Origin of the sequence: Streptomyces sp. NPDC041068 (genome assembly GCF_040647455.1) — a bacterium.
Classification (GTDB): domain Bacteria; phylum Actinomycetota; class Actinomycetes; order Streptomycetales; family Streptomycetaceae; genus Streptomyces.
Genome location: NZ_JBEZCG010000014.1, coordinates 54,235 through 80,632, shown reverse-complemented (window position 1 = coordinate 80,632; position 26,398 = coordinate 54,235). Strand labels below are relative to the sequence as shown.

Below are 26,398 nucleotides of genomic sequence, written 5' to 3'. Positions count from 1 at the left end.
GACGCTTCAGGCGCTGCGAACGCTGCGGGCCGAGCTCCGATGAACTCCTCATGAACTGCCCCTGAGCAGGGGAAATAAGCCTGGTTCATTGATCGTTGAGGGCGGTTGTCAGTCAGCACGGGGAGGGACCGCATCATGAGCAGCACCGACACACAGCCCACCGCACAGGACCGCCGCACCGACGCCTTCGCCCTCGGCGGCGATCTGCCGGTCGGCCGGATCGGCTACGGGACCATGCGCCTGACCGCCCCTCCGGAGCCGGGCACAGACCCGGGCGCGGGGCACATCTGGAGACCGCCGGCCGACCGCGCTTCGGCGGTCGCGCTGCTGCGCCGTGCGGTCGAGCTCGGTGTCGACCTGATCGACACCGCCGACTCGTACGCACTCGGTGGCGGCGAGGAGTTGATCGCCGAGGCCCTCCATCCGTACGCCGACCAGGTCGTCGTCGCGACGAAGGTGGGCGTCACCAGGCCCTCGCCGCTGGAGTGGGTGCCGCTCGGCCACCCGGCCTATCTGCGCCAGCAGGCCGAGCTGAGCCTGCGCCGCCTGCGCGTCGACCGGATCGACCTGCTCCAACTGCACCGCATCGACCCCGAGTTCCCGCTCGCCGACCAGCTCGGCGCGCTCAAGCAGCTGCGCGACGAGGGCAAGGTGCGGCACATCGGCCTCTCCGAGGTGACGGTGGAGCAGCTGCGCGAGGCCCAGGAGATCGTGCCGGTCGCGAGCGTGCAGAACCTCTACAACCTCGCCGACCGGCAGCACGAGGCCGTCGTCGACTTCGCGGCCGAGCAGGGCATCGCGTTCCTGCCGTTCTTCCCGGTGGCGATGGGCGCGCACGCGGCGCCCGGCGGCGCGGTCGCCGAGGTGGCCGCAGAGGTCGGCGCGACCCCGGCCCAGACGGCCCTGGCCTGGCTGCTGCGCCGCTCGCCCGCGGTGCTGCCGATTCCGGGTACGTCGTCGATCGCGCACCTGGAGGAGAACGTGGGGGCGCGCGAAGTGGCGCTCTCGGACGAGCAGTTCGAACGCCTGTCGGCGATCGGCGCGGGCACTGTGGGCGGGGCATCATGACCACGGACAGCGGCACCAAGGGCGACGGGATCAACAACGCCAACCCCTTCAACCGCCGCGTCATCGAGGAGTTCCGCGCGAACGAGGGCCGGGTCGGCGGCCCCTTCGACGGCGTGACGCTGCTCCTGCTGACCACGCGGGGCGCGAAGAGCGGGCTGCCGAGGACAACTCCGGCGGTCTATCTGCCCGACGCCCGCCCGGACGCTCCTGACAGCGATCGCCTCGTCGACCGCCTCGTCGACCGTCTCGTCGTGTTCGCGTCCAACGGCGGCTCGGAGAAGGCCCCTTCCTGGTACCACAACCTCGTCAAGGACCCCTCGGTCGTCGTCGAGGTCGGCACGGAGCGGTACGAGGCCCTGGCCACGCCCGTCGCCCCGGAGGAGCACGACGAGCTGTGGCGCCGGCAGATCGAACGGGACCCGAACTTCGCGGAGTTCCGCGACCGGGCCCCGCGCACGATCCCGGTGATCGCCCTGACCCGCGTGGCCCGGACCGAGGAGTCGTCCGGGTAGGGCACCCGGCGGAGCCCGTCGCTGCCGCTGCCGCCGCAGGGCGGACTTCGCTGCCACTGCCGCCGCAGAGCGCACTTCGCTGCCACTGTCGCCGCAGAGCGCACTTCGCTGCCGCGAGGTGGTTCCGAGCGCTCAGGCCGTCATCAGCGGCGCGTCCTCGCGCCACTTGAGGATCTTGTCGAAGCTGATCACCGCACCGCCCCTGCCCGGCTTGTTGCCGAGGTGGACGTGGTCGGCGAGTTCCCTGATGAGGCACAGGCCCCGGCCGTGCTCGTCCGTCTCCGCGGCGGGCGGCCGGGGCGTCGTACACCCGCGTGGTGACCCGGGGAACCCGGGGCCGGAGTCGGCCACCTCGATGCGGCACTTCTCGCCGTCGAGATAGGCCGTGACCCGATACGCGCCCGACGCGCCCCCGGGAGCGGGGGCGCCGCCGTGCTCCACGGCGTTGGCGCAGGCTTCGCTGAGGGCGACCGACAGGTCGTAGGAGACGTCCGGGTCCACGCCCGCGGTCTCCATCGTGCCGATCAGCAGGCGGCGGGCGAGCGGAACGCTCGCAGCTTCGCGCCGCAGATGGAGAGACCACCAGATGCTCATGCTCCAGCCTCCTGGCCGCGGCTCGACATACCGATACGTATTGCCGCGCCCACCCCTGGACAATCGTGCAGTTGACGTGATGCCGCCCATACGGCGGACGCGCTCCCCGCCCCGCCCGGTGTAAAGCGACCGGCGCCGCCCGATGCGGAGCGCCCGCGCCGGGACGCTCCGGGTACTCGCCGCGCCCGCATCGGCTGGAACCGGACCTTCCGGACCTGCCGTATGCGGCGGGTAAGTCCAGTGCGATGATGGCCCGGCCATGACTGCCCCCCACCAGCGCACGACACGCGACGGAGTCGATCTCCGGCTGCTCAGGGCCGCGATGTTCGCCGCGGTCTGTGTCGTGCTGTCCGCCGGGGGCCATGTGCTCGCCTCCTGCGTGGCCGTCCCGCTGTGGACGCTGGGCGTGGGCTTCCTCGCCGTACTCGCGGTCGCGCTGCCGCTCGCCGGTCGGGCGCGTTCGCTGCCCGGCATCGCCGCGCTGCTCGCCGTGGGCCAGCTCGGCCTGCACGCCCTGTTCGGCCTCGGCCAGCACGGCGCGACGGCCGGGACCGCGGTCGCCCAGGGCGGTGACGCCTCCCTGGTGGAGCGGGCCGCGCGCCTGGTCTGCGGGGCGGGCGCCGCGACGATCACGCCCGCGCAGGCCCACCGGATCCTCACCACGGCGGGGCTCGGCCCGAAGGGCTCCGACACCGCGGGCGGCTCCGTCGGCGCGGGCGCTTCCGGAGTGGACCACTCCGCCCTGCACGGCCACGGGCAGTCCGCCGCGGCGGCCGCGGACACCGCGGTGGACGCGATGCCGTCGATGCCGTCGATGGGCGCCATGTCGCTCGTGCCGTCGCTGCCCATGCTGGTCGCGCACGTCCTCGCGGCCGTCGCCGCCGGATGGCTGCTGCGCCGCGGCGACCTCGCCCTGTTGAGGCTCGTCCGGCTCGCACAGGGGGCGCACGGCGTCGCCGAAGGCGCGCTCGTACGTTCCCTGCGCTCCGCTCTGACTCTCGTACGCGCCCTGCGGGCCGGCCTGCCCGGAGCGCCCGAGACGACCGGGCCGCGGGCCCCGCGCACCGCCCTGGTCACACCGCCGAAGCCGCGCACGGTCGCGCTCGAGGACGCGGTGATCAGGCGCGGCCCCCCGGCCGGCCCCTACGACGTCGAACTCGCTGCCTGACGCGACGCACTCCACACCGCAGTACGGAGGGGTCGCTCGGCACGCGCGCGTGCCCGTCGGCCCGCGCACCCCCTCGTACCCAGTCCTGATCACCGTCGCAGTGATCACCACTGCCGTGGTCACCACTGCCGTGATCACCACTGCCGAAAGTGGAGTGTTCCTGTCATGACCGTTCTGAAGAAGTCCCGCCTCGCCGCCGTCGGCACCATCGCCGCCACCGCCGTCGTCGTCCTCTCCGCCCCCGCGTTCGCGCACGTCAGCGTCTCGCCGGAGGGCGAGGCCGCCAAGGGCGGGTACGCGGTCGTGAACTTCAAGGTGCCGAACGAGCAGGACGACGCCTCGACGAACAAGGTCGAGGTCTCCTTCCCGACCGACCACCCGCTCGCCTCCGTGATGACGCAGCCCGTCCCCGGCTGGACCGCGAAGGTCACCAAGACCAAGCTCGACAAGCCGCTGGAGATCCACGGCGAGAAGATCGACGAGGCCGTCTCCAAGGTCACCTGGACCGCCGACGGCAAGGGCATCCAGCCGGGCACCTTCCAGAAGTTCCCGGTCTCCATGGGCCAGCTGCCCGAGAACGCCGACGAACTGGTCTTCAAGGCGATCCAGACGTACGACAACAAGGACGTCGTCCGCTGGATCGAGCCGCAGCAGAAGGGCCAGGAGGAGCCGGAGCACCCCGCTCCCACCCTCCAGCTGACCGCCGCGTCCGACGACCACCACGGCGGTGGCGCGGACGCGAAGGACGACGCCAAGTCCGGTGACACCGAGAAGGCCGCCTCCTCGGAGTCCTCCGACAGCAGCGACACCACCGCCCGCGTCCTCGGCATCGTCGGCATCGTCGTCGGCGCCGCGGGCGTCGCCTTCGGCGTCCTCGCCGGACGCCGCCGCGCCACCAGCTGAGCCACGGGCGGATCCATCCTTCGGGGTGCCCGGACGCGGCGTACACCCGCCCCGGTGCACCCCGGCCCCCCTCACATCTGGGACATTTTCGTATGCGCACGAAGAGCACCAAGAAGAGCACCAAGAAGCTCGCCGCCGCTGCCCTGCTGGCCGCGGCCGCCCTCACCCTGACCGCCTGCGGCGGGGGCGACGACAACAAGAAGCCCGTCGCCGAGGTCTCCACCGAGGCCGATTCGGGTAAGGCCGCGACCGTCCTGGACAAGCCGTTCGAGAAGCCGAACCTCGTCCTGAAGGACACGCACGGCAAGAAGTACGACCTGCGCGAGGAGACGAAGGGACAGCCGACGCTGCTCTACTTCGGCTACACGCACTGCCCGGACGTCTGCCCGCTGACGATGAACAACATCGCGGTCGCGAAGAAGGCGCTCCCCAAGGCCGACCAGGACAAGGTCAAGGTCGTCTTCGTCACCACCGACCCCGAGCGCGACACCTCGGCCGAGCTCGGCAAGTGGCTCAAGGGCGTGGACGCCGACTTCGTCGGCCTCACCGGCGACTTCGCCACCATCCAGGCCGGTGCCCGCCAGCTCGGCATCAGCATCGAGCCGTCCAAGAAGGACAAGAAGGGCAAGATCGTCTCGATGCACGGCACGCAGGTCATCGCCTTCTCGCCGAAGACCGACGCCGGATACGTCCTGTACGGCGAGGACGCCACCGCCGACGAATACACCAAGGACCTCCCCAAGCTCCTCAAGGGACAGACCCCGTGAACCACCGCACCACCACGCGCCGCCGCACCCTCGCGGGCGGCGCCATAGCTCTGGCCGCCGCGCTCACCCTGGCGGGCTGCAACGACGACTCCGGCGCCAAGGACTCCGCTACGAAGGCGAAGCCCGAACTCAAGGTCAGCGGGGCGTACATCCCCGAACCGACCATGAACGACATGGCGGCCGGCTTCTTCACGCTCACGAACAAGGGCGGCGCCGACGAACTCACCTCCGCCACCAGCGACATCGCGGGCTCCATCACGCTGCACAGCACCAAGGGCGGCGCGATGAAGGAGGAGAAGTCCTTCAAGGTGCCCGCCAACGGCCACCTCGACTTCGCCAGCGGCGGCAACCACCTGATGCTCGAGAAGCTCAAGCGCAAGCCGAAGCAGGGCGAGAAGGTCGAGATGACGCTGCACTTCCGGAAGTCCGACCCGATCACGGTCGAGGTGCCGGTCGAGGCGGCGACGTACAAGCCCGAGCAGCACGACTCGTCACACAACTCGCACTGAGGGACGGACCGTTGATGCAGACCATCGCTTCCCGCTCCAGGATCGTTCCGCGGTCCAGAATCGTCGCCCGCTGCTGGCGGGTCCTTCTGGTGCTCATCGCCGCGACCGGCGCCTTCCTTGCCGGTGCCGCGCCGACGTCCGCGCACGCCGCGCTGACCGGCAGCGACCCCAAGCAGGGAGCGGTGGTCGGCAAGGCTCCCGCCCAGGTGAAGCTGACCTTCTCGGAGAAGGTCGCCATGTCGGACGGCTCGGTGCGGGTGCTCGACCCGTCCGGCAAGCGGGCCGACACCAACAAGACCACCGACCTGGGCGCCAACACGTACGCAGTGAAGCTGCGCCCCGGCCTGCCGGACGGCACCTTCACCGTCGCCTACCAAGTGGTCTCCGCCGACAGCCACCCGGTCGCCGGTGCCTTCACCTTCTCCATCGGCGCGCCCTCCGACACCAAGGTCGCGCTGCCCGACCAGGAGGCCGGCGGCGGTCTGGTCGGCCTGCTCTACGACATCGCGCGCTACCTCTCGTACACCGGGTTCGTCCTGGTCGTCGGCGGTGCCGCCTTCGTGCTCGGCTGCTGGCCGCGCGGCGCGGGGGTGCGGCCCGTGCAGCGGCTCGTCACGACCGGCTGGCTCACGCTCACCGCCTCCACCCTCGCCCTGCTGCTCCTGCGCGCCCCCTACACCGGCTCCGGGAAGCTCGCCGACATCTTCGACATGGGTGCGCTCGGCGATGTGCTCAACACCAAGACGGGTGCGGCGCTGGTCTCCCGGCTGCTGCTGCTCGCCGCCGCCGCGCTGTTCATCGCGGTGCTCTTCGGTGCGTACGAGAAGCGTGAGGACCCGAAGGAGAAGAAGGACCTCACCTTCGGGCTCGCCATCGGCGGCACCGTCGTCGCCATCGGGCTCGCGGCGACCTGGGCGATGGCCGAGCACGCGTCGGCCGGCATCCAGGCGGGCATCGCGATGCCCGTCGACGTGCTGCACCTGCTGGCCGTCGCCGCCTGGCTCGGCGGCCTCGCGGCCCTGGTCGTCGCGCTGTACCGCACGCCGTCGGTGGACGCCTCTGCCGTGCGGCGGTTCTCGCGCGTGGCGTTCGGCAGCGTCGTCGTCCTCGCCGCGACCGGCATCTACCAGTCGTGGCGGCAGGTCGGCTCGTGGTCGGCCCTCACCGGCACGGCGTACGGACAGCTGCTCCTCGTCAAGGTCGGCCTGGTCGTCGTCCTGGTGGGCGTCGCCTACATCTCGCGGCGGTGGACCGGGCGGATCACCGCCGAGGCGGGCGGGGTCGCGCCGGAGGCCGCTGCCGCCCTGGTCGTCGAGCAGCGCGCGGAGAAGCAGGCCGCGAAGCAGACGCAGGGCGTGAAGCAGACGCTGGGCGTAAAGCAGGCGCAGACCACGAAGCAAGCACAGGCCGCGAAGCAAGCACAGGCTGCGAAGAAGTCGCAGAAGAAGCCCGTCACGGTCCCCGCGGCCGCCGGGGAGTCGGACGGCGGCTCCGAGCGCTCCGCCCAGCTCGCCCGCCAGCAGGCCGCCATGGCCACCGCCCGCGAGAAGCGCCTGCGCGATGCCGACCCGCACCGCTCGGGCCTGCGCCGCTCGGTGCTCACCGAGGCCGGCATCGCCGTCGTCCTGCTCGCGGTCACGACGGCCCTGACGACCACCGAGCCGGGCCGCACCGAAGAGGAGGCCGCCAAGGCCACCTCGGCGGCGGCCGCACAGCGCTCGGGCCCGCTCAGCCTCAAGGTGCCCTTCGACACGGGCGGCCAGGACGGCAAGGGCACCGTGCAGCTCGACCTCGACCCGGGCCGCAGCGGCAGCAACGCCCTGCACGTGTACGTGAAGCGGCCCAACGGCAGCGCCTTCGACATCCCCGAGGTGAAGGTCTCCTTCACCCTCAAGTCGAAGGACGTCGGACCGCTGCCCGTGGCCCCTGACCACATCGCCACCGGACACTGGAGCGCGAACGGCGTCCAGATCCCGATGGCGGGCAACTGGAAGATCGCGGTGACCGTGCGGACCTCGGACATCGACCAGGTCACCGTGAACAAGAACGCGCAGATCGGCTGAACGGAACCACCATGGCGGACAACGGCATTTCCAGGCGGCGGCTGCTCGGCACCGCCGGCGCGACCGGCCTCGCGCTCGGCGCGGCGGGCGGCGCCGTCGGATACGCCGCCGCGCCCTCGTCCTCGGACTCCTCGTCCGGCTCGTCGTCCGGCGCCTCGTCGGCGAAGGGGCTGACGTCCGTGGGCACGGACGAGGTCATGTTTCACGGGAAACATCAGGCAGGGATCACCACGCCCAGCCAGGCCTGCGGCCATCTGATCGCCTTCGACCTCGCGGCGGGAGCGGGCCGCAAGGAGGCGACGGCCCTGCTGCGCCGCTGGTCGGCGGCGGCCGAGCGGCTGATGGCGGGCAAGCCGGTCGACGGCGAGGACACGGCGGTCGCGCGGGACGCGGGCCCGTCCTCGCTCTCCGTCACCTTCGGCTTCGGCGCCTCCTTCTTCTCCCGCACCGGCCTGGAGAAGCAGCGCCCCACCGCCCTCGAACCGCTGCCCGACTTCTCCTCGGACCGCCTCGACAAGGGACGCAGCAACGGCGACCTGTGGGTGCAGATCGGCGCGAACGACTCGCTCGTCGCCTTCCACGCACTGCGCGCGATCCAGCGGGAGGCGGCGGGCGCGGCGAAGGTCCGCTGGCAGATGAACGGCTTCAACCGGGCGCCGGGCGCCACCGCGCGGCCGATGACGACCCGCAATCTGATGGGCCAGATCGACGGCACGAACAACCCGAAGCCCTCGGAGAAGGACTTCCAGAAGCGGATCTTCGTGCCCGCCGACGGCGATCCCGCCTGGATGGCGGGCGGTTCCTACGCCGTCGTACGCCGTATCCGGATGCTCCTCGACGACTGGGAGAAGCTCGGCCTGAAGGACCAGGAGGCGGTGATCGGGCGGCACAAGTCGGACGGTTCGCCGCTGACGGGCGGCACGGAGACGACCGAGCCGGAGCTCGACAAGACGGGGTCCGACGGCAAGGTCGTCATCGCCCTCAACGCCCACGCCCGCATCACGCGGCCCGACCAGAACGGCGGCGCCGCGATGCTGCGCCGCCCGTACTCGTACCACGACGGCTTCGACGCCAAGGGCGAGCCGGACGCGGGGCTGCTGTTCATCTGCTGGCAGGCGGATCCGATGCGCGGCTTCGTCCCCGTGCAGCGCAAGCTCGACCGGGGCGACGCCCTCTCGGAGTTCATCCGGCACGAGGCGAGCGGTCTCTTCGCGGTGCCGGGCGGGGCGGCCGAGGGCGAGTACGTGGGGCAGCGGCTGCTGGAGGCGTAGGGGTAAGCGTGCTTGCAGGCGCAGGGACGCCTGTGCTGGAGCCGTAGGGGCGTGTGCCGCTTCGTGAGACACGTGAGCCGTGCCACGGCGGGCCCATTAGGGTGACGGTATGTCGGCGACGCGCTATACGTACCTGGGCCCCGAAGGCACCTTCACCGAGGCGGCTCTCCGCACACTGCCGGAGGCGGCCACCCGGGAGCTCGTCCCCATGGTGTCCGTGCCTGCCGCGCTGGACGCGGTCCGCAGCGGCGAGGCGGCGGCCGCGCTCGTGCCGATCGAGAACTCCGTCGAGGGCGGCGTCACCACCACCGTCGACGAACTCGCCAAGGGCGAGCCCCTGATGATCTACCGCGAGGTCGTCCTGCCGATCGCCTTCGCGCTGCTCGTGCGGCCCGGCACGAAGCTCAAGGACATCAAGACGGTGACGGGCCACCCGGTGGCCCAGCCGCAGGTCCGCAACTGGCTGGCCGAGCATCTGCCGGACGCCGTGTGGGAGTCCGCGGCCTCGAACGCGGACGGCGCACGGCTGGTCCAGGAGGGCCGCTTCGACGCGGCCTTCGCGGGCGAGTTCGCCGCGGCGACGTACGGCCTCGAGACGCTGGTCCGCGAGATCCACGACGCGGCGAACGCCGAGACCCGCTTCGTCCTGGTCGGCCGCCCGGCCCGGCCCGCCGCGCCGACGGGGGCCGACAAGACGTCCGTCGTCATCTGGCTCGGCGACGACCACCCCGGCGCCCTGCTCGAACTGCTCCAGGAGTTCGCCGTGCGCGGCGTCAACCTCATGCGGATCGAGTCGCGCCCCACGGGCCAGGGCATCGGCAACTACTGCTTCTCGGTGGACGCCGAGGGGCACATCACGGACCGCCGCGTCGGCGAGGCCCTGATGGGGCTCAAGCGGATCTGCCCGCAGGTGCGCTTCCTCGGCTCGTATCCGCGGGCCGGTATGGAGCCTGAGGACGTCCGGGCGCCGCGGCCCGGCACGACGGATGGCGAGTTCGTGGCCGCGTCGGACTGGCTGACGCGCTGCCAGGACGGCCGTTTCTAGCCAGCCGCTCCTTTCCTGTCCTGTCCTACCTGCAGATTTACGTTGTCCACAGAAGTTATCCACAGGCCTGCATCTCGACCTGGGGACAAGTCGACAACGAAGCGCTACATGGTCGACAAATCGGCCTACGGCGTCCAAGTCCCTCCACAGGTGCGCACGTCACCCCTCGTCCACTCTTTTCCATTGATCAACTCTTTGGAGCGAACCATTTCCACTCGAAAGTGGGGGTGGGGATGGTTTGGGAAGGGATTCCTTCGTCGCGCATGCGGCTTTCGGAACACGCCCTTCCGAAGTCCACAGATCTTGCACACACCCTGTGGACAACTCTCCGGAGGGGCTCATTCCTGTGGACAACCGAGGTGGACAACCGCCTCAAGTCCCGCCTCCCGCAAGGGGTTCGAGTCAAGGCGACGAGTGCGCTCTGCCCCGTTTCAGGGAATGGTGCCCCTTTTATTGACCGGGTACCGAAGCGTCGGCGACGGGCCTTTTCCGGCCGCGCCGATCTTGCTTCGGCCTCGATTCGACATCGGCCCGACCTCGAATCGGAATGGCCGAATCCGGGAATTCACATTCCGGCAAACCGGGCATAACGTACTCAATGGAATATCGAGTCGTGGGCCGGAACCGCACGACGGTAGCCTTGAGGGGTGATTGACCTTCGCTTGCTCCGTGAGGACCCCGACCGTGTTCGCGCCTCCCAGCGCGCCCGTGGAGAGGACGTCGCACTCGTCGACGCCCTCCTCTCTGCCGACGAGCGGCGCAGGTCGTCCGGCCTCCGCTTCGACGAGCTGCGCTCCGAGCAGAAGGCGCTCGGCAAGCTGATCCCCAAGGCCTCGCCCGAGGAGAAGCAGGAGCTCCTGAAGAAGGCGGGCGAGCTCTCCGCCGCGGTCAAGGCCGCCGACGCCGCACAGGACGAGGCGGACGAGGAGACCAAGCGCCTGCTGCTGCAGCTGGGGAACATCGTCCACGAGGACGTTCCGGTCGGCGGCGAGGAGGACTTCGTCGTCCTCGACACGATCGGCACCCCGCGCGACTTCGCCGCCGAGGGCTTCGAGCCGAAGGACCACCTGGAGCTCGGCGAGGCGCTCGGCGCCATCGACATGGAGCGCGGCGCGAAGGTCTCCGGCTCGCGCTTCTACTACCTGACGGGCGTCGGCGCCCTGCTGGAGCTGGCCCTCGTCAACGCAGCCATCGCGCAGGCGACGGAGGCCGGGTTCACCCCGATGCTGACGCCGGCGCTGGTGCGCCCGCGCGCCATGGAGGGCACGGGCTTCCTCGGCCAGGCCGCCGAGAACGTCTACCACCTGGAGAAGGACGACTACTACCTGGTCGGCACCTCCGAGGTCCCCCTCGCCGCGTACCACATGGACGAGATCATCGAGGCCGACAAGCTGCCCCTGCGGTACGCCGGCTTCTCGCCCTGCTTCCGCCGCGAGGCGGGCACGTACGGCAAGGACACCCGCGGCATCTTCCGCGTCCACCAGTTCGACAAGGTCGAGATGTTCTCGTACGTCGACCCGGCCGACGCGGAGAACGAGCACAAGCGCCTCCTGGAGTGGGAGAAGCAGTGGCTGACCGGCCTCGGCCTGCCCTTCCAGGTGATCGACGTCGCCACCGGTGACCTCGGCGCCTCGGCCTCGCGCAAGTTCGACTGCGAGGCGTGGATCCCGACCCAGGGCAAGTACCGCGAGCTGACCTCGGCCTCGAACTGCGACGGCTTCCAGGCCCGCCGCCTCTCGGTGCGCATGCGCGAGGGCAAGAAGGTCCAGCCGCTCGCGACGCTGAACGGCACCCTGTGCGCCGTCCCGCGCACGATCGTGGCCATCCTGGAGAATCACCAGCAGGCCGACGGCTCCGTGGTGGTGCCCGAGGTGCTGCGCCCGTACCTCGGGGGACGAGAGATTTTGGAGCCCATCGCCAAGTGAGCCACCCTGCTCCGGTCACGCCCTCCTTCCCGTACAAGCTGATCGCGACCGACCTCGACGGGACGTTGCTGCGCCCCGACGACACGGTTTCGGGGCGCACGCGCGAAGCGCTCACCGCGGCCACCGCGGCGGGCGCCGCGCACATCGTCGTCACCGGCCGTGCGGTGCCCTGGACCCGCCACATCCTCGACGACCTCGGGTACGAGGGCATAGCGGTGTGCGGGCAGGGCGCGCAGGTCTATCACGCGGGGGAGCACCGGCTGCTGACCTCGGTGACGCTCGACCGCCAGCTGGCCGGCCTCGCACTCGCCAAGATCGAGGGGGAGATCGGCCCGCTGGCGCTGGCCGCGAGCCGTGACGGCATCGACGGCGAGGTCCTGGTCGGCCCCGGGTACGCGGTCCAGGAGGGCCCCCTCCCGGTCATCCCCTTCACGGACATCGCCGACCTGTGGGCCGCCCCGCTGAACAAGGTGTACGTCCAGCATCCCGGCCTCAGCGACGACGCCCTGGCGGACGTGGCGCGCCAGGTGGCGGGCGATCTGGTCGGCGTGACCATGGCGGGCGAGGGCATCGTCGAGCTGCTGCCGCTGGGGCTCTCCAAGGCCACGGGCCTCTCCCTGGCGGCCCGCCGCCTGGGCGCGAAGGCCGCGGACACGATTGCCTTCGGCGACATGCCGAACGACATCCCGATGTTCGGCTGGGCGGCCCACGGCGTGGCCATGGCCAACGCCCACGAGGAGCTCAAGGCGATCGCGGACGAGGTGACGACGTCGAACGAGGACGACGGCATCGCGGTGGTCCTGGAGAAGCTCCTCGGCTGACGCCGACGCGGGCACTCGGCCGTGCCCGTTGTGGGCAGGCGTTCCGGGATATCGGGCCTGTCCGGCGTTTGGGGACGGACTCGGCGAAGCCGGTGATCGACGGTGCACAAGGTGCCGGGCGCCGAGAAACCGCTCAGGCCCGGTGCAACGTCTCGCGGAGGATGCGCGGATCGAACGCGCGCAGGGCGCCAGCCCTGACGACGGCTTAGCAAGCCGCTGCCTTACCACTCGGCCAATCCTCCGGGTGGGCGGCCCGCGCAGCGATGCGGATTCTGCGCGCTCGAAGCGGCCGCCCCGGGCACTCCCCGCGGGCGGGGCTCTACGGAGTGAGTAACTACTCCGGAGCCTGCCGCGGGCTGCCCTGTCGGGAACTCGACGGACTACTGATGGACACGTCGGCTCCTCTCCCGGTCGGTGGGCGCCAGGTGCTGGCGCGGTGACATCAACTACTCTGCCCGCGCGCGGAGTTCACCGCCACCGAATTAATCGGCGCCGGCAGTCCGCGCCGGCAGTCCGCGTCGGCAGTCCGTGCCGACCGGGCGGCGGACTACCGACGCCGCTTCCGCCGCCGCGCCCTGCTGAAGAACCACCCCGCGGGCGGCTCATCGGAGCGCCACGGCTGCGGCTCGGGCGCCCCGCTCCGCCGCCACCGCTCGGTCAGCATGCGCGCCCGCGCGGACGGCTCCTCCGCCTGTGCGGACCGAATGAAGTCCTCGTCCAGGACGACGTCGTCCCAGTCCTCCTCCGATGCCATCGCGGCACCTCCTCGGAAACAGCACGCTCAACAGCGCACCCTCCCACCAGTGTGCTGATGGGAGGGTGAAGACGCCGTCAGGAAGAGCGGGCGGGCGGGGGCTACTCCTCCCCGGCCAGCGTCAGCGACCGCAGCTTCTGCCCCGCGTACCAGGTCGTGACCACCGTGACGGCGACCAGCAGCACCGTCGCCGTCGTCAGGCCCACGTCCGACCTGATCAGGTCGCCGTCGCCGACCTTCTGGGCCACGGCGAGGGACCACTGCTGCACGCTGAGCGTGCGGGCGCCCATGACGAGGGATCCGAAGAGGGCCTCCCAGACCAGGGCGTAGACGAGCCCGAAGACCACGGCGTGCCGGGTGATCGTGCCGAGGAGCAGGAAGATCGCCGCGTACGTGATGGAGGCGACCAGCGCCGCGATCGTGTAGGCGATGGCGATCTGCTGGCCGTTGCCGTTCAGGATCATCCCCGCGATGAACGTGGGGATCGCGGAGAAGGCCATGGTCACGGCGATGGCGACGATCAGCTTGGTGAAGATGATCGTGGGCCGCTTGACCGGCTTCGACAGCAGGTAGACGACGGAGCCGTCGTCGATCTCGGGGCCGATCGCGCCGGTGCCCGCGATGACACCGATGATCGGCACCATCGTGGCGAGCGCGAAGCCGCCCAGGACGTCGACGGCCACCTGATCGTCGGCGCCGCTGAACGCGCGGACCGCCGCGGAGATGACGATCAGCAGGACGGGCAGGGCGAAGAGGATCAGCGCCCGGCGGCGGCCGAGCAGGGCCCGGTAGGTGAGCCGGGCGACAGTGGGGTCGTACACGGTGGCTCCCTTCAGGCCGCGACGAGGTAGGAGAAGACCGACTCGAGGGACTCGTCCGAGGGCGAGACCGTCAGGAGCCGGATGCCGTGGTCGCGGGCGACCTTGGGCAGCAGCGTGGTGAACCGGCCGAAGTCGACCGCCTGAATGCGCAACGCGCCCTCCTTGAGGTCGACCTCGATGCCGGCCGTCGACGGATCGGCGATCAGCGCGGCGGCCAGGGCGCGGTCGTCGCTGGAACGGATCAGATAGCGGTGCGGTCGGTCGGTCATCAGGCGGCGGATCCTGCGGAAGTCACCGCTCGCCGCGTGCCGTCCGGCGACGATCACCTCGATGTGCGAGGCCAGTTGCTCGACCTCTTCGAGGATGTGCGAGGAGAAAAGGACCGTGCGGCCCTGGTCGCCCATGGTCCGCAGGAGGTCCATCAGCTGCATGCGCTGGCGCGGGTCCATGCCGTTGAAGGGCTCGTCGAGCAGCAGCACGGAGGGGTCGTGGACCAGGGCGGACGCCATCTTCACGCGCTGGCGCATGCCCTTGGAGTACGTGGAGATCTTGCGGTCCTGCGCGTACTCCATCTCGACCGTGGCGAGGGCCTTCTGGGCGGCCCGCTTGTCCAGGCCGTGCAACTCGGCGTTGGCGACGACGAATTCGCGGCCCGTGAGGAAGTCGTACATCGCCTCGCGCTCGGGGACGATGCCGATCTCCTTGTAGATCTGTTCGTTGCGCCAGATCGGCTTGCCGTCGAGCGTGACGCTGCCGGTGGAGGGGGCGAGGAAGCCGCCCATCATGTTGATGAGCGTCGACTTGCCCGCGCCGTTCGGACCGAGGAGCCCCGTGACTCCCGGGCCGATGTTCATGGTGATGTCGTTGACGGCCACGACGTTCCCGAACCAGCGGGACGTGTGGTCGATGGTGATCATGGTCATCAGAGGCCGACCTTTCGGTAGCGGCGCATCATGGCGCCGTAGCAGCCCGCGATGAGGGCGAGGACCACGAGTACGTAGACGACGCCGACGCCTGTCGACGGTCCGTCCCCTCCGGGGAAGGCGGAGGTCGCGCCGAGGAAGGCGGTCTGCACGCCGTCGATGAGGGTGATCGGCGAGAAGAGGCCGAGCCAGGCGATGGCTCCGGTGCTGCCCTGTTCGTAGGCGATCGCCTGGACCGTGGACACCGCTCCGTAGGTGATGGTCAGGACGGCGATGACGGCGGCGATGCCGAAGCCGCGGCGGGGCGTGATCGCCGAGATGACGAGCGCGATGCCGGAGAAGAGCAGCGAGAGGAGCGCCACGGAGACCAGACCCTGCGCGAATCCCGTCGTCTGGTCGGCGAAGTCGAGCTTGGCGAGCAAGGCGCCCACGTAGAGCACGAGGAGCGGGGCCCCGGTCAGGACGAAGAGCGCCGAGGTCATCGCGGCGAACTTCGCGAGGACGTAGTCACCGCGCTCGATGGGCCGCGAGAAGTAGAGCGGAACGGTCTTGAAGCGCAGGTCGCGCGACACGGTCTGCGGGGCCTGGGCGGCCAGGAAGAGGCTGATGACGGCCTGCAGCACGATGGCGTAGCGCGTGTAGTCGAGGGGGAGGTCCTTGGCCTTGGTGGCCACGGCGACCGCCACCATGATCGCGGCGGGGAGGCACATCACCGCGAAGAGGATCATCGGCAGGACCTTGGACTTGGCGGACCGCCCGAGGCCGTACGCGCCGCGCAGGCTCTGCGAGAAGAGGGAGCGGCGGGCGTAGGCACGGCCGAGCCGGGGGCCGTCGTAGTTGCGGTAGCCGATGTTGTGGATCTGGGTGGACTCGGTGCTCATCGCGTCCCTCCCTCCTTCTGCTGTGCGGCGGCCGCGGTGGCGGCCCATGCGGCCGCGCGCTCGGAGACGGGCTCCTGCTGCGGCTCGGCCTTGAAGACCTCGGCGATGTGGTGCCTGCGCTGTTCCATCCGGACCAGGCCGAGCCCGAGGTCGGCGACGAGGTCGCGCACGAGGTCGTACGTGTCCTCTCCCTCGGCGGTGAGCAGGATCGTGTGCCCGGCGCCGGGCAGTTCGCCGCCGGTCTCCGTGCCGATCCCCCGGCCCTGCAGCGCGTCCCTCAACGCGCGCGTGCCGTCCGGGTGTTCGTCGCTGTCGGTGACCTCGACGGCCAGCGTGGTGGTGGTCTGGGTGAAGTCGGTGGTGGAGCTGGACCTCAGGAGCTTGCCGCCGTCGATGACGACGACGTGGTCGCAGGTGCGCTCCAGCTCGCCGAGGAGGTGCGAGGTGACGAGGACCGAGATGCCGAAGTCCGTGTGGACGCGGCGGATCAGGCCGAGCATCTCGTCGCGGCCGACCGGGTCGAGGCCGTTCGTCGGCTCGTCGAGGAAGACCAGCTGGGGGTCGTGGACGAGGGCCTGCGCGAGCTTCACGCGCTGCTTCATGCCGGTCGAATAGCCGCCGATGGGGCGGTACCGCTCCTCGTACAACCCGACGTGGCGCAGGGTGTCCGCCGTGCGCTCGCGGGCCGCGGTGGGCGGCAGTCCGGACATGCGCGCCATGTGGACGACGAACTCGGTGGCCGAGACGTCGGGCGGCAGGCAGTCGTGCTCGGGCATGTACCCGACGCGCTCACGGATCTGGCCGCCGTCGGTGGCGACGTCGAGGCCGAGCACGGCGGCGCGGCCCTCCGTGGCGGGGGACAGACCCAGCAGGATCTTGATCAGTGTGGACTTGCCGGCTCCATTGGCTCCGACGAGTCCGGTCACACCGGGCCCGATATCCATGGAGAGCCGGTCAAGCGCGGTCACCCTCGGGAACCGCTTGCTCAGGCTTTCGGTCGCGATCACAGTCACGCTTCGACGGTAGTGGCGCAGGCCACAGACAGTCGTCAGACCACGGGCTTGCCCTGCCCTCACTCTGGAGTATTACGGGCCCGTAGGGGTCCACCGGAAGTCGCCCCCTGCGGGTTCTTCCGGACCTGTCCCGCGGTGTTGTGCAGAACCCTTGACGCAGCCGCCGAGCATTGTCACATTCATCAGTGTCAAGTTACGGACGCGTACGGCGATGAGCCGGACACGGCAAGGACCGGACTCGGGACGGACGGTGGCATGACCTCAGCAGTTGCAGGCGAACTCTCCGCGGAACTGCGGGGGTTCAGGGAAGTGCAGACCCTCGCGTACGAATGCGCGGAGGCGGTCGCGGCGCAGCTCAAGCCGGGTGTGACGGAGCGCGAGGCCGCGCGGATGCAGCGCGAGTGGCTGCGCGAGCGTGGTGTGCGGGACTGGTTCCACCTCCCCTTCGCCTGGTTCGGGGACCGCACGGCGTTCGCGGGCTTCCGGATACCGCTGCAGTTCTTCCCCACCCACCGGAAGCTGGAGCCGGGGATGCCCTTCATCCTCGACATGGCCCCGGTGTACAAGGGCTTCACGGCCGACATCGGGTACTCCGGCTGCCTCGGCCTCAACCCCGTGCACGACAAGCTCCTCGCCGACCTGGAGGCGCACCGCGAGCTGATCCTGCGCGAGGTGCGCGAGCGCCGGTCGCTGCGCGAGATCTATGAGGACGTGGACCGGCTCATGGTCCGCCAGGGCTATGCCAACCGCCACCGCGCCTATCCGTTCGGCGTCATCGCGCACAAGGTCGACCGGGTCAAGGAGCGCCGCCTGTCGCCGCACCTCTTCGGGTTCGGCACGCAGTCCCTGAAGGGCCTCGCGACCGACGCGATCCACGGCCACCGGGACGGCTGGTCGCCGCTGTGGTCCCCCTACAAGTTCTCCGACCACCCGCCCCAGAAGGGACTCTGGGCGGTCGAACCGCACCTCGGATTCAGGGGTACGGGCGCGAAGTTCGAGGAGATCCTCGTCGTCACCGACTCCAAGGACCCCGAGCAGAGCGCTTTCTGGCTGGACGACGATCTGCCGCATGTGCGGCGCTGGGCTGAGGAGAGGGCCGCCGCATGACGACCGGGGAAGTCGCCAAGGGAACCGCCGGGGGAATGAAGGACGCGCGCGAGCGCTGGGTGCGCACGGGCGGTGTGGAGCTGTGCGTCGCCGAGCTGGGCGACCCCCAGCGGCCCACGGTCCTTCTGGTGCACGGCTATCCGGACTCCAAGGAGGTGTGGACCGAGGTCGCCGAACGCCTCGCGGACCGCTTCCACGTCGTGCTGTACGACGTGCGGGGCCACGGCAGGTCCACCGCCCCGCGCCCGCTGCGCGGCGGCTTCACCCTGGAGAAGCTGACCGACGACTTCGTGGCGGTCATCGACGCGGTCAGCCCCGACAAGCCGGTGCACGTGGTCGGGCACGACTGGGGCTCGGTCCAGTCCTGGGAGTTCGTCACGGTCAAGCGGACGGAGGGCCGCATCGCGTCCTTCACGTCCATGTCGGGGCCCTCGCTGGACCACTTCGGTCACTGGATCAAGAAGCGCATGTCCCGTCCGACCCCGCGCAAGGTCGGTCAACTGCTCGGCCAGGGCGCCAAGTCCTGGTACGTGTACATGCTGCACACCCCCGTACTACCCGAGCTGGCCTGGCGCGGCCCGCTCGGCAAGCGGTGGCCGAAGATCCTGGAGCGCGTCGAGAAGGTCCCGGCGGGCGACTACCCGACGGCTTCGCTCCCCCAGGACGCCGCGCACGGCGCCTGGCTCTACCGCGACAACGTCCGCGCGAGGCTGCGCAGGCCCCGCCCCGACGCGTACGCCCACGCGCCCGTGCAGCTCATCACGCCCTCCGGAGACATCTTCCTGTCCGAGCGGCTCTATGACGAACTGGAGCTGTGGGCCCCGCAGTTGGTGCGGCGCACCCTGCCCGCCAAGCACTGGGTGCCCCGCACCCGCCCCGACCAGCTGGCCGCCTGGATCGGCGAGTTCGTCACGGCCAACGAGGACGGCGTGCCCACCAAGGACAGCATGGCCAGGGGGAAGTACGCGGACCGGTTCGGCGGCCAGCTCGTCCTGGTCACCGGCGCGGCCAGCGGCATCGGGCGTGCCACCGCTTTCGCGTTCGCCGAGGCGGGCGCCCGCGTGGTGGCCGTCGACAGGGACGCGGAGGGCGCGGCCCGTACGGCGGAGATGTCCCGCCTGATCGGCGCCCCCGAGGCCTGGGGCGAGACGGTCGACGTGGCCGACGAGCAGGCCATGGAGAAGCTCGCCCAGAAGGTCGCCACGGAGTACGGCGTCGTGGACGTCCTGGTGAACAACGCCGGGATAGGCCTCTCCGGCCCCTTCCTCGACACCAGCTCCGAGGACTGGAAGAAGGTCCTGGACGTCAATCTGTGGGGTGTGATCCACGGCTGCCGGCTGTTCGGCAGGCAGATGTCCGAGCGCGGCCAGGGCGGCCACATCGTCAACACCGCGTCGGCGGCGGCGTATCAGCCCTCCAAGGCCCTGCCCGCCTACAGCACGTCGAAGGCCGCGGTCCTCATGCTCAGCGAGTGCCTGCGCGCGGAGCTCGCGGACCAGGGCATCGGGGTCTCGGCGATCTGCCCGGGTCTCGTGAACACGAACATCACGGCGACCTCCCGCTTCGTCGGCGTCGACGCGGACGAGGAGAAGCGCCGCCAGAAGAAGTCCTCCCGGCTGTACGGCCTGCGCAACTACCCGCCGGAGAAGGTCGCCGACGCGGTCCTGCGCGCCGTCGTCAGGAACCAGGCGGTCGTCCCGGTCACCCCCGAGGCCCGCGGCGCCCACCTCATGTCCCGCTTCACGCCCAAGGCCCTGCGCGCGATAGCCCGATTGGAGCCGCCGTTGTGAGCACGGAGGAGCGCCCCGACACAAGCGCCGAGGAGCACTACGCGATCGTTCCGCGCCGGGTCTCGTTCGACTGGGACGAGACACCGCTGCACTGGATACCGGACGAGCCGACCGCCACCCACGTCATCAACGTCCTGCATCTGCTTCTCCCTGCGGGGGAGCGGTGGTTCGTGAAGGTCTTCAAGGAAGGCCTGCCGCTGATCATCGACCCGGTGCTGCGCGACGACGTCAAGGGGTTCATGGGACAGGAGGCCACGCACAGCGTGCAGCACGCGCACGTGCTCGACCACCTGGCGGCGCAGCGGCTCGACACCGCCGCGTTCACCAAGTATGTCGACTTCCTCTTCGAGAAACTCCTCGGTGAGAAGCCGCCGTTGGGCGCTCCCGTACCGACGCAGGAGTGGCTGCGCTTCCGCCTGTCGATCGTCGCCGCGATCGAGCAGTTCACGGCGGTCCTGGGGAACTGGGTGCTGCACGCCGAGGGCCTCGACCGTGCCCGCGCCGACGAGGTCATGCTCGACCTGCTGCGCTGGCACGGCGCGGAGGAGGTCGAACACCGCGCGGTCGCCTTCGACATGTACCAGCACTGCGGCGGCGAGGGCCTGCCCCGTTACGCCCGCCGCATCGCCGGCATGACGGTCACCGCGCCCGTGATGCTGTACCTGTGGGTCTGGGGCTCGGCCTATCTGATCCGCCACGACCCCCAACTGGCGGGCCGCTTGCGGTACTCACTGGCCGAGCACAACAGGGCCGTCAGGAAGGGCCTGCTGCCCACCTGGCGCGAGATCGGCACGGCGATACCCCGCTATCTGCGGCGGTCGTACCATCCCTCGCAGGAGGGCTCGCTGCGCAAGGCCGTCGAGTATCTGGCGCAGTCGCCCGCGGCACGGGCGGCGGCGGGCGCGGTGGGCCGGGCGGCCATCGCCTAGCAGGACGCCCCGGGCGGCCATCGCCCGGCAGAAGACCCGGGCGGCGGCCCTCGCCCAGCAGAAGAACCCGGGCGGCGGCCACCGGCCGGCACGAGGCATCACGGAGGACGGGCAGCGTGGAGTACCGCATCGAGGACCTGGCGCACCACAGCGGCGCGACGGTCCGCACGATCCGCGCCTATCAGGACCGCGGGCTGCTCCCCCGCCCGGAACGGCGCGGCCGGTCCAATGTCTACGGAGAGGCGCATCTGGCCCGGCTGCGGCAGATCGCCGACCTGCTCGACCGCGGTTACACCCTGGCCTCCATCAAGGAACTCCTGGAGGCCTGGGACGCGGGCCGCGGCCTCGGCGGGGTGCTCGGCCTGGCCGCGGAGGTGGACGGCCCCTGGACGGACGAGAAGGCCGACCGGATCACCCGCGCCGAGCTCGACGCGGCCTTCGGCGGCACCCCGGACGACGCGGCGGTGGCCGACGCGGTGGACCTCGGCGTGCTCGAAGCGATTCCGGGCCGTGAGGACGAGTTCCTGGTGCCGAGCCCTCAAGAGCTGTCGGTGGCCGTCGAGTTGTACGCGGCGGGAGTTCCGCTGTCGGCGATCTCGGGTCATTTGCGGGAGTTGAGGGGGCAGGTCGAGCACATCGCCTCCCGTTTCCTGGAGTTCACGACGGAGTACGTCTTCGCCCGCTATCTCGGAAATCACCCGCCGACGGAGGCGGACGCGGCCGAGGCGGCTTCTCTCGTACGCCGCCTCAGGCCGCTCGCACAGCAGTCCGTGGACGCCGAACTGGCGCGCGCGATGCGTCTGTTCGCCACTCGCCACCTCCGTCAGCATCTCGACCCCGAGCGGCCCCCGCAGCGTACGGAAGAGCCGCAGAACGTGACACTGCCCGCCTCCACAATGCGTGCTGTACAGGCGCTGGTTGGCGAGGGCAACGCCGCCGCGTTCATCGCGGCGGCCGCGGAACGGGAAGTCCAGACAAGGACATTGGACTCACTTGCGGCAACTCAGGTCAAGAGTGAATGAGTTGGTCAAATGCCGCTAATCTCCTGAGAGTTGTCCACAGAATCATCAACTAACCTGTGGATAACTCGACTTGGCTGTGGATCAAACCTGTGGACCGAAATTCCTGGATGAAAAATCGGTGGACGAAAATCGAGTGCGCGGAAAACGGATCACCGAGACGCTGACGTCATGAAAGACCCCGATGACACGAAAGACCCGCACGTCGCGAAAGACCCCCGCGTCGCGAAAGACCCCCGCGTCACGAAGGACCCCCGCGTCACGAAAGCCCCCGACGAACGACGCACCGTGAAGGTGTCCAAATACCTCTCGAAACACCTGCGCCATCAGCCCGAGCGGATCGGGCTCACCCTCGACGAGAACGGCTGGGCGGAGATCGACGCCCTGCTCGCCGCGGCCGCCGCGCACCGCTTCCCCATCACCAGGACCGAGCTCGACCATGTCGTGGCGGTCAACGACAAGCGGCGCTTCGCCGTCGAGGACGGCCGGATCCGCGCCAGCCAGGGCCACTCCGTCGCCGTGGACCTCGCGCTGCCCCCTGCGACCCCGCCCGCGTACCTCTACCACGGCACCGTCGCCGCCCATCTGGCCTCGATCCGCGCCGAAGGGCTGCGGCCCATGAGGCGGCACGCCGTGCACCTCTCGCCCGACCGCGAGACCGCGACGCGCGTCGGCGCCCGCCGCGGACGTCCCGTCGTCCTGTCCGTCGGCGCCGGCGCGATGCACCGCGACGGCCACGTCTTCCAGGTCAGCGCCAACGGCGTCTGGCTCACAGCCGCCGTACCGCCCGGCTATCTGCGGTTTCCCGCACCTCGCTGAGCAGGCATGATCGGCTGTATGGAGCATCTGCACAGCACCGAGGCAGCCCTCAACGCCCTGCGTGAGCTCGCCCGCGAGTACGACCGGGAGATCACGGTCTCCCACGACATCGGCGCCGACCAGACCTCGCGCCGCACCACCGCGGGCATCGGTGTGACGACGGACCCCGACGGCTCGATGCCGCACGAGGCGTACGTCGAGTTCGGCGGCTCGCCCCGGATGTCCGTGCGGCTCTACGCCGACGACGGCGACCCCGACGCCCTCATCACGGTCGAGGGGGTCGAGTGCCACGACATCCCGCGCGACTCCGTGCCCGCCTTCGTGCGGTCGGTCCTCGGCGGCATCGCCTACGTCAAGGGCAGGCGCTTCCCGCCCGGCTACCGCCTGATCGTGCCGCTGCCGGGCGACGTGACGCACAAGGAGTACATGCCGATGGTGACCCTCACGCCCTGGCTGAGCTCTCGGCTCCGCTGAGCCCCCGGTCCGCTGAGCTCTCGGCTCCGCTGAGCCCCGGTCACCCGGCCCCGCTCAGCCCAGCTGAGCGAGCGCCTCGGTCGCGATCCTCTCGAAGACGCCCTGATCGGCGGCGAAGTCCGAGTCGGGGATCGGCGCGTGCACGACGATCTCGGTGAAGCCGAGCTCCGCGTGCCTGCCCGCGAAGTCCACGAAGGCGTCGAGGGATTCCAGCGGCCGGTTGCGGTCCGGCGTGAAGCCGGTCAGCAGGATCTTGTCGAGCTCGGCCGCGTCCCTGCCGATGTCCGCGCACGCCTTGCCGAGCTTCTCGATCTGCCCCCGGATCGCCTCGCGGGACTGCTCGGGCGTGCCCGTCTCGAAGAGCTTCGGGTCGCCCGTGGTCACCCACGCCTGCCCGTGCCGGGCCGCGAGCCGCAGACCGCGCGGTCCTGTCGCCGCGACGGCGAAGGGCAGCCGCGGCCGCTGCACGCACCCGGGGATGTCGCGCGCCTCGGTCGCCGAGTAGAAGGTCCCCTCGTACGTCACCGAGTCCTCGGTGAGGAGACGGTCGAGCAGCGGCACGAACTCCCCGAAGCGGTCGGCACGTTCACGCGGCGTCCAGGGCTCCTCGCCCTCCTTGAGCAGCGTCGTCGCGTCGAAGCCGTTGCCGCCCGCGCCGATGCCGAGCGTGATCCGCCCGCCGGAGATGTCGTCGAGCGAGATGAGCTCCTTGGCGAGCGTCACCGGGTGGCGGAAGTTGGGCGACGTCACGAGCGTGCCCAGGCGCATCCGCTCCGTGGCGGCCGCGGCGGCGGTGAGCGTCGGCACCGCGCCGAACCAGGGTCCGTCGCGGAAGGTCCGCCAGGCCAGGTGGTCGTACGTGTACGCGGTGTGGAAGCCCAGTTCCTCCGCGCGCACCCACTGCTCACGGCCCCCTGCGTGCCAGCGACGTACGGGAAGGATCACAGTGCTCAGGCGCAGGCTCATGTCTCCGAGCTTACGGCGGCGCCCGAGGACCGGCTGAACACAGGCACGGGTGGGGCCTGGGGGCACTCAAATGTGCGCCCCAGCGCACGGCCGTGCACGCATGTGCGGGACAATCGACGGCGTGACCTCAGCTACCCCAGGGCCGGAGTCCCCGGCCTCCACCGCTCCGGCAACCGCCGCCCCGTCCGGGCCCCGACCGCGGACCCGGCTGATAGCGACGGACCTGGACGGCACGCTGCTGCGCGACGACAAGACGGTCTCGGACCGCACGGTCGCCGCGCTCGGCGCGGCCGAGGAGGCCGGTATCGAGGTCTTCTTCGTGACCGGCCGCCCGGCCCGCTGGATGAACGTCGTCAGCGCCCACGTCCACGGTCACGGCCTCGCCATCTGCGGCAACGGCGCGGCGGTGGTCGACCTGCACGGCGGCCCCGGCACCCACCGCTTCGTCAAGATCCGCGCGCTGGAGCGGGAGTGCGCCCTCGACGTGGTCCGCAGGCTCCGCGCCGCCGCGCCGGGCACGTCCTTCGCGATCGAGCGGACCGGGGGACTGCACCACGAGGAGACGTACCCGCCGCTGCACATGGAGCCGGGCGAGAGCGTCGCGCCCGCCGAGAAGCTGCTCGCCGAGAACCCCGCGGACCCCGCCGTCGCCGAGCAGCCCGTCCTGAAGGTCCTCGCCTTCCACCCGGGTCTCGCTCCCGACGACTTCCTGGTGCTCGCCCGCGCGGCCATCGGCGACCGGGCCATGGTCACCCGTTCGAGCCCCAGCGCCCTCCTGGAGATCAGCGGCCCCGGCGTCTCCAAGGCGAGCACCCTGGAGCTGTGCTGCGCCGAGCGCGGCATCGCCCCGGAGGAGGTCGTCGCCTTCGGAGACATGCCGAACGACATCGAGATGCTGACCTGGGCCGGTACGTCGTACGCGATGGGCAACGCCCACCCTGACGTCATCGCCGCGGCCTCCGGAAGCACGGTCGCCAACAACGACGACGGTGTCGCGGTCGTGATCGAACAGATCCTGGCGGACCGCCGGAACGAAACGGACCGGACCTCCTAGAGGCCGGAGGCCGGCGGGGCGGAGGCCGACGGGGCGGGGCAAGGGCAAGAGACAGGGCAAGGCAGGGCAGGGCAGGGCTCCTAGAGCCTGACGCCCCGCTCGGCCAGCCACTTGCTGGGATCGACGCCGGATCCCAGGTAGGGCGTGAGCCGCGCCTCGAAGTGCAGGTGAGGCCCGGTCGAGTTGCCGGTCGTGCCCGCCTGCCCGATCCACTGACCGGGGCGCACCCGGTCCCCCTGGTCGACGGTGACGGCCGCGAGGTGCGCGTACTGCGTGAAGTACCCGCCCTCGTGGCGCACCACGACCTCGATACCGAAGCCCCCGCCGCAGGACACGCTCTGCACCCGGCCCGCGCCGACCGACCGCACGGGCGTCCCGATGCCGACCGCGAAGTCCTGCCCGGTGTGCCGGTGGGCCCAGCGCTCACCGGCGCTGTCGAAGCCCGCCGAGAGTTCGTACGACTCCACGGGCGCGACCCACGCGCGCGTGACGGGTGTTCTCTGCTGGTCCAGGCGCACCGCACCGCGGCACTTGCCCGCCGCGACCGACCGGTCGGCCTCGCCCTGCAGGGTCCACCGCGCCGACTCCAGCTTCCGCTCGATGCCGCGCTTGAGCTCCGCAAGGCGTACGTTGCGCCGGTCCAGGGAGCGCTTGGCCCGGTCCGCCCTGCGTTTGGCGACGGCGAGACGGGCCGCGGCCCGCTGGGTCTTGGCCACGGCGCTGTTGACGGCGAGGTCCGCCTGCCCCAGGACCTGCTTCCCGCGCATCAGGGCGTCGGGGCTGTCGGCGAGGAGCAACTGCGCGGTGTAGGGGAGTCCGCCACCGGTGCGGTACTGGGCGCTGGCCATCCGCCCCAGATCCCCGTGCAGCACCGCCACGTGGTCGCGCTCCTCGGCGAGGAGTCGGTCCAGTTTCCGGACCTTCGCCTTCTGGATGCCCGCCGCGCGACGGCCCTCTTCGTAGCGTGCGGTCGCGGCGGACGCCTCTTCGTAGAGCCGTGCCACATCGGCGCTCGCGCTCGGCCCCTCGGACGCGGTGGCGGGGAGAGGGGAGCCGAGCAGCGCGCACAGCAGCACCGACACACTGACGAGCGGGCGCGGACGGCTGCGGTGGCTCAGGAACATGTCAGGGATCGTTGCCCGCCACGGCGGCGCGGGTCCTGCGCGACTCGTGCACTCGGGGGGCGTCGTGCCCCGTACGGC

General features: G+C 70.7%; 26 protein-coding genes and 1 tRNA gene. 18 read left to right on the top strand and 9 right to left on the bottom strand.

Annotation, left to right across the window (positions count from 1 at the left end):
• Window positions 1–135: 135 nt before the first annotated feature.
• Both AB0B50_RS30065 and AB0B50_RS30060 read left to right on the top strand, forming a co-directional pair.
• A complete protein-coding gene (locus AB0B50_RS30065) occupies window positions 136–1,068 on the top strand; it encodes an aldo/keto reductase (RefSeq protein WP_362338807.1) in 933 nt (310 codons plus the stop codon).
• On the top strand, window positions 1,065–1,580 hold the full coding sequence (locus tag AB0B50_RS30060) for a nitroreductase/quinone reductase family protein (protein ID WP_362338805.1): 516 nt from the start codon (window positions 1,065–1,067) through the stop codon (window positions 1,578–1,580). The genes AB0B50_RS30065 and AB0B50_RS30060 overlap by 4 nt, the downstream gene beginning before the upstream one ends.
• 132 nt (window positions 1,581–1,712) lie before the next feature.
• Here AB0B50_RS30060 and AB0B50_RS30055 read toward each other — a convergent pair whose 3' ends face one another.
• A complete protein-coding gene (locus tag AB0B50_RS30055) occupies window positions 1,713–2,174 on the bottom strand; it encodes an ATP-binding protein (protein WP_362338803.1) in 462 nt (153 codons plus the stop codon).
• Window positions 2,175–2,433: 259 nt separating this feature from the next.
• Between AB0B50_RS30055 and AB0B50_RS30050 the strand changes: the two genes are divergently transcribed.
• The 9 genes from AB0B50_RS30050 (at window position 2,434) to AB0B50_RS30010 (ending at window position 12,646) form a co-directional block, all read left to right on the top strand.
• Entirely contained in the window at window positions 2,434–3,342 is a 909-nt protein-coding gene (locus tag AB0B50_RS30050; RefSeq protein ID WP_362338801.1) for a hypothetical protein, read from the top strand.
• 174 nt (window positions 3,343–3,516) lie between these two features.
• On the top strand, window positions 3,517–4,245 hold the full coding sequence (locus AB0B50_RS30045; protein ID WP_362339105.1) for a YcnI family protein: 729 nt from the start codon (window positions 3,517–3,519) through the stop codon (window positions 4,243–4,245).
• A gap of 92 nt (window positions 4,246–4,337) precedes the next feature.
• Entirely contained in the window at window positions 4,338–5,012 is a 675-nt protein-coding gene (locus AB0B50_RS30040) for an SCO family protein (protein WP_362338799.1), read from the top strand.
• Complete coding sequence (locus AB0B50_RS30035) at window positions 5,009–5,521, top strand: copper chaperone PCu(A)C (RefSeq protein ID WP_362338796.1); 513 nt, start codon at window positions 5,009–5,011, stop codon at window positions 5,519–5,521. The genes AB0B50_RS30040 and AB0B50_RS30035 overlap by 4 nt, the downstream gene beginning before the upstream one ends.
• A 14-nt stretch (window positions 5,522–5,535) precedes the next feature.
• Entirely contained in the window at window positions 5,536–7,584 is a 2,049-nt protein-coding gene (locus tag AB0B50_RS30030) for a copper resistance protein CopC (protein ID WP_362338794.1), read from the top strand.
• Between the two features lie 11 nt (window positions 7,585–7,595).
• Window positions 7,596–8,855 (top strand): iron uptake transporter deferrochelatase/peroxidase subunit, encoded by a 1,260-nt coding sequence (efeB, locus tag AB0B50_RS30025; RefSeq protein WP_362338791.1) that lies wholly within the window; start codon window positions 7,596–7,598, stop codon window positions 8,853–8,855.
• A 109-nt stretch (window positions 8,856–8,964) separates the two neighbouring features.
• Window positions 8,965–9,900 carry a prephenate dehydratase gene (gene pheA, locus AB0B50_RS30020; protein WP_362338789.1) on the top strand — a complete coding sequence of 312 codons (936 nt, stop codon included), beginning with the start codon at window positions 8,965–8,967 and terminating at the stop codon, window positions 9,898–9,900.
• A 647-nt stretch (window positions 9,901–10,547) separates the two neighbouring features.
• Entirely contained in the window at window positions 10,548–11,825 is a 1,278-nt protein-coding gene (serS, locus tag AB0B50_RS30015; RefSeq protein WP_362338786.1) for a serine--tRNA ligase, read from the top strand.
• Window positions 11,822–12,646: an HAD family hydrolase gene (locus tag AB0B50_RS30010; protein ID WP_362338784.1), complete on the top strand. Its 825-nt coding sequence runs from the start codon at window positions 11,822–11,824 to the stop codon at window positions 12,644–12,646. The genes serS and AB0B50_RS30010 overlap by 4 nt, the downstream gene beginning before the upstream one ends.
• Before the next feature lie 155 nt (window positions 12,647–12,801).
• Here AB0B50_RS30010 and AB0B50_RS30005 read toward each other — a convergent pair.
• From AB0B50_RS30005 to AB0B50_RS29980, 6 genes are all read right to left on the bottom strand, one after another.
• A tRNA-Ser gene (locus tag AB0B50_RS30005) sits at window positions 12,802–12,888 on the bottom strand.
• A 305-nt stretch (window positions 12,889–13,193) separates the two neighbouring features.
• On the bottom strand, window positions 13,194–13,400 hold the full coding sequence (locus AB0B50_RS30000) for a hypothetical protein (RefSeq protein WP_362338781.1): 207 nt from the start codon (window positions 13,398–13,400) through the stop codon (window positions 13,194–13,196).
• Between the two features lie 101 nt (window positions 13,401–13,501).
• Window positions 13,502–14,221 carry an ABC transporter permease gene (locus tag AB0B50_RS29995; protein WP_362338778.1) on the bottom strand — a complete coding sequence of 240 codons (720 nt, stop codon included), beginning with the start codon at window positions 14,219–14,221 and terminating at the stop codon, window positions 13,502–13,504.
• 11 nt (window positions 14,222–14,232) lie between these two features.
• Window positions 14,233–15,144, bottom strand: coding sequence for an ABC transporter ATP-binding protein (locus tag AB0B50_RS29990; protein ID WP_362338775.1), 912 nt, complete (start codon window positions 15,142–15,144; stop codon window positions 14,233–14,235).
• Window positions 15,144–16,025: an ABC transporter permease gene (locus AB0B50_RS29985; RefSeq protein ID WP_362338772.1), complete on the bottom strand. Its 882-nt coding sequence runs from the start codon at window positions 16,023–16,025 to the stop codon at window positions 15,144–15,146. The genes AB0B50_RS29990 and AB0B50_RS29985 overlap by 1 nt, the downstream gene beginning before the upstream one ends.
• On the bottom strand, window positions 16,022–17,032 hold the full coding sequence (locus AB0B50_RS29980) for an ABC transporter ATP-binding protein (RefSeq protein ID WP_362339104.1): 1,011 nt from the start codon (window positions 17,030–17,032) through the stop codon (window positions 16,022–16,024). Before AB0B50_RS29980 ends, AB0B50_RS29985 begins: the two co-directional genes overlap by 4 nt.
• A 261-nt stretch (window positions 17,033–17,293) precedes the next feature.
• Between AB0B50_RS29980 and AB0B50_RS29975 the strand changes: the two genes are divergently transcribed.
• From AB0B50_RS29975 to AB0B50_RS29950, 6 genes are all read left to right on the top strand, one after another.
• Window positions 17,294–18,145 carry a M24 family metallopeptidase gene (locus AB0B50_RS29975; RefSeq protein WP_362338769.1) on the top strand — a complete coding sequence of 284 codons (852 nt, stop codon included), beginning with the start codon at window positions 17,294–17,296 and terminating at the stop codon, window positions 18,143–18,145.
• Complete coding sequence (locus tag AB0B50_RS29970) at window positions 18,142–19,935, top strand: SDR family oxidoreductase (protein WP_362338766.1); 1,794 nt, start codon at window positions 18,142–18,144, stop codon at window positions 19,933–19,935. The genes AB0B50_RS29975 and AB0B50_RS29970 overlap by 4 nt, the downstream gene beginning before the upstream one ends.
• Window positions 19,932–20,864 (top strand): metal-dependent hydrolase, encoded by a 933-nt coding sequence (locus AB0B50_RS29965; RefSeq protein ID WP_362338763.1) that lies wholly within the window; start codon window positions 19,932–19,934, stop codon window positions 20,862–20,864. Before AB0B50_RS29970 ends, AB0B50_RS29965 begins: the two co-directional genes overlap by 4 nt.
• A gap of 116 nt (window positions 20,865–20,980) precedes the next feature.
• Window positions 20,981–21,886, top strand: a complete 906-nt coding sequence (locus AB0B50_RS29960) for a MerR family transcriptional regulator (protein ID WP_362338760.1) — start codon at window positions 20,981–20,983, stop codon at window positions 21,884–21,886.
• Between the two features lie 168 nt (window positions 21,887–22,054).
• The gene (locus AB0B50_RS29955) at window positions 22,055–22,702 is read left to right on the top strand and encodes an RNA 2'-phosphotransferase (RefSeq protein WP_362338757.1); all 648 of its coding nucleotides are present in this window, start codon (window positions 22,055–22,057) and stop codon (window positions 22,700–22,702) included.
• 18 nt (window positions 22,703–22,720) lie between these two features.
• Window positions 22,721–23,176 (top strand): hypothetical protein, encoded by a 456-nt coding sequence (locus AB0B50_RS29950; protein WP_362338754.1) that lies wholly within the window; start codon window positions 22,721–22,723, stop codon window positions 23,174–23,176.
• A 54-nt stretch (window positions 23,177–23,230) separates the two neighbouring features.
• Here AB0B50_RS29950 and AB0B50_RS29945 read toward each other — a convergent pair whose 3' ends face one another.
• Complete coding sequence (locus AB0B50_RS29945; RefSeq protein ID WP_362338751.1) at window positions 23,231–24,142, bottom strand: LLM class flavin-dependent oxidoreductase; 912 nt, start codon at window positions 24,140–24,142, stop codon at window positions 23,231–23,233.
• 121 nt (window positions 24,143–24,263) lie between these two features.
• Between AB0B50_RS29945 and AB0B50_RS29940 the strand changes: the two genes are divergently transcribed.
• Entirely contained in the window at window positions 24,264–25,196 is a 933-nt protein-coding gene (locus tag AB0B50_RS29940; protein ID WP_362338748.1) for a Cof-type HAD-IIB family hydrolase, read from the top strand.
• An 80-nt stretch (window positions 25,197–25,276) separates the two neighbouring features.
• On the opposite strand, the gene AB0B50_RS29935 is transcribed toward AB0B50_RS29940, so the two are convergent.
• Window positions 25,277–26,320, bottom strand: a complete 1,044-nt coding sequence (locus AB0B50_RS29935) for a peptidoglycan DD-metalloendopeptidase family protein (RefSeq protein WP_362338746.1) — start codon at window positions 26,318–26,320, stop codon at window positions 25,277–25,279.
• Window positions 26,321–26,398 lie beyond the last annotated feature (78 nt).